Origin of the sequence: Coleofasciculus sp. (assembly GCF_046565525.1) — a bacterium.
GTDB lineage: Bacteria > Cyanobacteriota > Cyanobacteriia > Cyanobacteriales > Coleofasciculaceae > Coleofasciculus.
Map to the genome: position 1 here is coordinate 1 of NZ_JBKHUP010000205.1, position 5,526 is coordinate 5,526.

The window sequence follows — 5,526 nt, forward strand, 5'->3', positions numbered from 1 at the left end:
TAACTGATAACTGATAACTGATAACTGATAACTGATAACTGATAACTGATAACTGATAACTGATAACTGATAACTGACAACTGCTTCCGTCAAACCAAGGCTTCACTACAAACAATTACCGGAATTAGATACTCCTCATCTGGCATTTGCCGACGCCCTCGCCATTCTTGTCGGTCATATTGGGCGTAAAGTTGCTTAAGTTTGATAAATAGTTCATTTCCATTTATATTATTACGTTTTAGCCGATTTAACTCGCGCTTTAGTCCCGTGGTGACGGGTTCGCGGAAGGCTTTTTCTAATAGATTAATTTGGGATTTGATGTCCTCATCGTTAATTGTTTCAAAAAAGAGTCGGAGTTCCCGTAAACTATATTTTTGTCCTTGGCTAAGATTGCGGCTATAGTCCCGTTCCGCTTGACGGTGTTTCACGTCTTCGGCAAATTGACGTTTAATTCTCATCACCGCCGCATTATAATCCTGGGGTAAGGATAATCCCGCCTCTTGTTTGCTGCTTTTGAGTCGTCCTAAAATGCGAGACATATCCCGTGATACAATCTCTCCCTTGTCATCGAGTAAGACTAACTGCTGATACCCTTTTAACTCAGGGCGATTAGGATAGGAGGCTTCGCAGAACACGAATAATCCTTTATTCAGGGAGAATTTAGCGGTGCGGATACCGTGGGGTAAATTAGCGATGCGTTTATATTCTGCTGGGTCATCTTTTTGTAACTGGCGCAGGATTTCCTCAGCCTCATTCAGGTCTAAAAATTCCCCATTATCCTCAAATAAACTCAGTTGCTGGCTATCGCCATTTTTCTCATAGATAGCGTACATGGCGTCTTCATTTAGTTGTTCCGTGGGGTCGAGAATTGCCGCATCTTCGCCGATGGTTTCATGAATTTCGGCGATGCGGTTGGCTAGGATACGACGCAAGCCGAGATTTCTGTCTAAACCAGTTTCGGGTAAAAAGTTAAAGCCGTAAACGATATCATTTTCACTACCAATTCTATCAATCCGACCAAACCGCTGAATTAAGCGCACCGGGTTCCAATGGAGGTCATAGTTAATGATTAAGTTACCATCTTGTAAGTTTAGCCCTTCGGCTAAAACATCAGTGGCAATTAAAGTGTTAATTTCCGATTCATTCCGGGTAAATTGATAGTCGGGGTTGGCTTTGGGGGCGAATCTACCCACGATACGGGCTTTACTTTTATCGCCGCTATAAATGACTTCAATATCCGCTTGTTTCCCGTCGGGGTTTAGGTTTTCGTAGAGGTAACGGGCGGTGTCGGCGTATTGGGTAAAAATTAAGCGTTTACCGTTGTTTAGGGGGGCTTTATCCAGCCAGGTTTTTAGGGTTTGTAGTTTGGTGTCTTGGGCGGGAGTGATGGGTTGAACTAAAGCGAGGATTTTCTCGAAGAGTTTGATATCGTGTTGGATATGTTTATGTAGACGTTCAGCATCAAAGTCTTCAAGTTTGTATTTGCCAGAGGCTTGACGTAACGCATCAAGTATGTCTTGTTCTTCGGCTTGGTTGGGTTCATAGAGAATAGATTGGGCTTCCTCCCCAGCGGGAACAAATCCTTGAGTTAAGGCTTTCTCAAACAGATAATGGGCGTTGAGGAGTTTTTTCACGGTTTCTCGGAAAGCTTCTACGCTAGACTCGAAGCGTTTGAATAGTAGTACCCGGATGAGTCCGCGCAGGTTAGCCCCGGCTGTTTGTAAGCTGGAATAGGGTTCTTGTTTCTGCTGGGCTTTTAAGACATACTTGCCTAAACCGTAACGCGCATAACAGAGTTCGTTGGCGGGGGAATTAACTAATTGGCGCTGGCGGGATTTTCCGAGATAGTGGCGCAGTTGTTGGTATAAGCCTTGATAGGTATCTTCGATGCTGTATTCAATGGTTTCTAATTGGCGTTTGGGGAAAAATTGGTGCTTCCCGCCTACAATCACGTAGGCGCGGCGTTTCCCGTTGAGGTAGGCGGAAAAGTTGGCGGGTTCGATGGGTTGATGGGTTTGGGCGTCGAAGCCGTACCAACGGAGAATGTGGTTACGGGTGCGGCGGATCAGGATATGGGATAATAAATTGGGTAAGTCGCGATCGCCTTTTTCGACTAATTTAAAGTAAGCTTTTAAATCCGGGGGGTCTACGGGTAAGTCGGTTTTGTCGTCGGGGTGGAAGAGTTTAATCTGGTTATAGATATCCCAGGCGCTTTTATTACGGGGGGTGGCGGTGAGAAAGCAGCATTGTTTCCCAGTGGCGAGGAAGGTTTCCACGATTTTGTAGCGTTGGGTGCTAGGATTGCGGAGGTTATGGCTTTCGTCGATAAGGATAAAGTCTCTATCTTTATAGCGGAAGTCGTTGACGAGAAGGTTTTCCCCATTTTCGGTATCATCTCGCAGCATTCCCAGGGAGAGGACACGGGCGTTGAGATGATAGACTTCATTGTAACGTTCCCACATTTCTATGAGGGGGGCGGGACAAAGAATTAAAGGGCGGGCGCGTTCGACTTGTTCAAACCGTTTAACAATCGCCGCGCCAATAAAGCTTTTCCCTAAGCCAACGACATCGGAGACGAAACAGCCGCCGTAGTCGCGGATAATTTTGATGGCTTGGTTAACGGCTACTTTTTGGAAGTCGGCGAGTTTACGGGTAATCGCGTCATCGGCGATAATTTCAATCCGGTTTTCCTCCTGGATGCGATCGCGGACTAACATATAGAGGGTTTTCATATAAATATCGTAGGGGCGGGTTGGCGCCATTACCCACGACTGCTGCATCTGCTGCATTAGGGTTTCGTCGAAGTCTTCGGCGTCTTCCCAGAGTTGGTTAAACCAGTGGGTGAGTTGTTGGTGGTTGTCGTTTCCGTGAACAATAACGTTGAGTTCAGTATTATGGGAAATGCCGGATAAGGTGAGATTAGAGGAACCGACAACAGCAATACCATTTTCGGCGCGATCGCGGAGTTGTCCCAATTGATTATAAACTTTACCATAGTCGAAGATGTAGGCTTTGGCGTGGAGTCGTCCTTTGGTATACACTCGCACCTGTAAGCGTTTTTCTTCTATCATCTGTACCAGGTTTTTCACCAAGGTTTCCGCTGCATCGGTTTGATCCATTAATTCTACGCTAGAACGGATATTTTCTGCTGTTTGGGCTACCATTTCCTGGCGGAGAATGCGTTTGGGATAGGTTTGGGCTTCGATTTGGTCTTTAATTAGTTCTAAGCGGCGATATCCTTCGGCGAGTTGTTCGATGGTTTCGCGGTTGCTGGTATTACCGATAAGTAACCGCATCTCCTTTATATTAGTGAGGCGAGGGGCGATGGCGATGAAACCAGAAAGGAAGAAATAACCGACAGCAAAATGGGCGGCGTCTGAGGAGTCGAGGATACAGTTAATACTGTCTACCAGTTTTTGGTTGCGGTTGTCGATGATATCGTGAGTTGTCATTTGTCATTTGTCATTCGTCAAAGCCAGTAGTAGCGTGACTCAGCTAATTGGGTTCGTAGTGAGGGCTTTAGCCCTAATCTGGGAATTCGCCGATAATTTGATTTTACAATACAGAGAAGTTTCTCCCCAAGGGTAATAATACGATGGTACAGACAATCTTTGCCAAAGAACTCAGCCTCTACGATTTAGAAACAGAATTTGGTTTACAGTTAACCGAGGATGCTTGTTTTACGGAATGGGTGAGTGATGTCACAGTTACTGAATCCGAAAAGCAGGCATTAAACCGCATCCGCAGCAATTACTTGAATTTAACTCGATACCGTTTTATGTCAGAAGAGGCAGTTAAAATGGTTGTGCTGTCTCCTTTACTGGATTTAGCCGGATTTTATCAGCCGCCCTTTGCGATTGAAACGGAAACCTCGATTCAAATTTCGGCTGAAGATGACGGCATTATAGTTAAAGGTAGTATTGATGTTTTAGTCGTACAGCAACGGTTGTGGATACTGGTGATTGAATCCAAGGCGACTAAATTTGATGTGATGACGGCTTTACCTCAAGCCCTGGCTTATATGCTGAGTGATGGGAACAAAAAAGAACCCAGGTTTGGTTTATTGGTGAATGGCAGAGAATTTGTTTTTGTTAAACTTATTGGGCAAGTTCAACCCCAGTATAGTTTATCTCAGGCGTTTTCTATACTTAAACCCGATGATGACTTATATGATGTCCTAAATTTACTTAAATACATTGGTGGTTTGATTCGCTAGTAGTAGGTTAGGTTGAGGAACGAAACCCAACCCGTTAACCTTAAAAACATTGGTGGTTTGATTGGTAGGGGCCCACGCTCCGTGCTATTGGTGTCAACTTAAAACTGAAACCCTTACTTAGTAAGAGATCCCCCCTAGCCCCCCTTTGAAAGCAGGGGGATTTAGGGGGATCTAAACGGATGAGGTGTCAGTTCAGACAGAAGAATTCTGGGACTTAGGAGTTTATAGTAAAGAAAGCCAATGGTATTGAATAGGGGCTTATAGGAGCGCACACTTTCCCATGATGAAATAGTACCTGAAATCACAGCAGAAATCAAGAGATTCATTCGATTTTTTTGAGCGGTAATTTGCCAGGTAACTCGGTGGGTTACGACGGCGCGTTTATTAAACGGTTTGTTGATTAATTAAGCACCGTCTCACCCAGGATGGCGAATGAGGTGTAAGTTCAGGGAGAAGAAGTCTGGGACTGAGAAGTTTATAGTAAAGAAAGCCAATGGTATTGAAAAGGGGGTTATAGGAGCGCACATTTTCCCATGATGAAATAGTACCTGAAATCACAGCAGAAATCAAGAGATTCATTCGATTTTTTTGAGCGGTGATTTGCCAAATAACTTGATGGGTTACGACGGTGCGTTTATTAAACGGTTTGTTGATTAATTAAGCATCGTCTCACCCAGGATGGCGAATGAGGTGTAAGTTCAGACAGAAGAAGTCTGGGATTTAGGAGTTTATGGTCAAGGATGCCAATGGTATTGAAAAGGGGGTTATAGGAGCGCACATTTTCCCATGATGAAATAATACCTGAAATCACAGCAGAAATCAAGCGATTCATGGGATTTTTTTGAGCAGTGATTTGCCAGATAACTCGGTGGGTTATGATGGTGTGTTTATTAAACGGTTTGTTGGATTAATTAAGCATCGTCTCACCCATGATGGCGGATGATGTGTCAGTTTAGGGAGAATAATTATGGGACTGAGGAGTTTAGGGTCAGGGATACCAATGGTCTTGAGTAGGGGGTTATAGGAGCGCACATTTTCCCATGATGAAATAATACCTGAAATCACAGTATAAATCAAGAGATTCATGGGATTTTTTTGAGTGGTGAGAAAGCCGATAACTTGGTGGGTTATGACGGCGGGTTTATTAAACGGTTTGTTGGATTAATTAAGCATCGTCTCACCCATGATCGCGGCTGATGGGTGAGTTCAAGGAGAATAATTCTGGGATTTAGAAGTTTCTGGTCAGGGATACCAATGTTCCTGAAAAGGGGGTTATAGGAGCGCACATTTTCCCATGATGAAATAGTACC

General features: G+C 44.3%; 3 protein-coding genes and 1 pseudogene. 1 reads left to right on the forward strand and 3 read right to left on the reverse strand.

Annotated elements, in window-relative coordinates; translation table 11 throughout:
- Positions 1-89: 89 nt before the first annotated feature.
- Positions 90-3,452, reverse strand: coding sequence for a helicase-related protein (locus ACLGGO_RS34875; RefSeq protein ID WP_446422754.1), 3,363 nt, complete (start codon positions 3,450-3,452; stop codon positions 90-92).
- 143 nt (positions 3,453-3,595) lie between these two features.
- Between ACLGGO_RS34875 and ACLGGO_RS34880 the strand changes: the two genes are divergently transcribed.
- A complete protein-coding gene (locus ACLGGO_RS34880; RefSeq protein ID WP_446422755.1) occupies positions 3,596-4,216 on the forward strand; it encodes a type I restriction endonuclease in 621 nt (206 codons plus the stop codon).
- 637 nt (positions 4,217-4,853) lie between these two features.
- Here ACLGGO_RS34880 and ACLGGO_RS34885 read toward each other — a convergent pair.
- Complete coding sequence (locus ACLGGO_RS34885) at positions 4,854-5,048, reverse strand: hypothetical protein (protein WP_446422756.1); 195 nt, start codon at positions 5,046-5,048, stop codon at positions 4,854-4,856.
- A 295-nt stretch (positions 5,049-5,343) separates the two neighbouring features.
- Positions 5,344-5,526 (reverse strand): annotated as a pseudogene (locus tag ACLGGO_RS34890) (hypothetical protein); the annotation flags it as partial.

Coding starts and splice junctions, on each gene's coding strand:
- ACLGGO_RS34875 (WP_446422754.1), bottom strand. CDS start 3,452: ATGACAACTCACGATATCATCGACAACCGCAACCAAAAACTGGTAGAC.
- ACLGGO_RS34880 (WP_446422755.1), top strand. CDS start 3,596: ATGGTACAGACAATCTTTGCCAAAGAACTCAGCCTCTACGATTTAGAA.
- ACLGGO_RS34885 (WP_446422756.1), bottom strand. CDS start 5,048: ATGAATCGCTTGATTTCTGCTGTGATTTCAGGTATTATTTCATCATGG.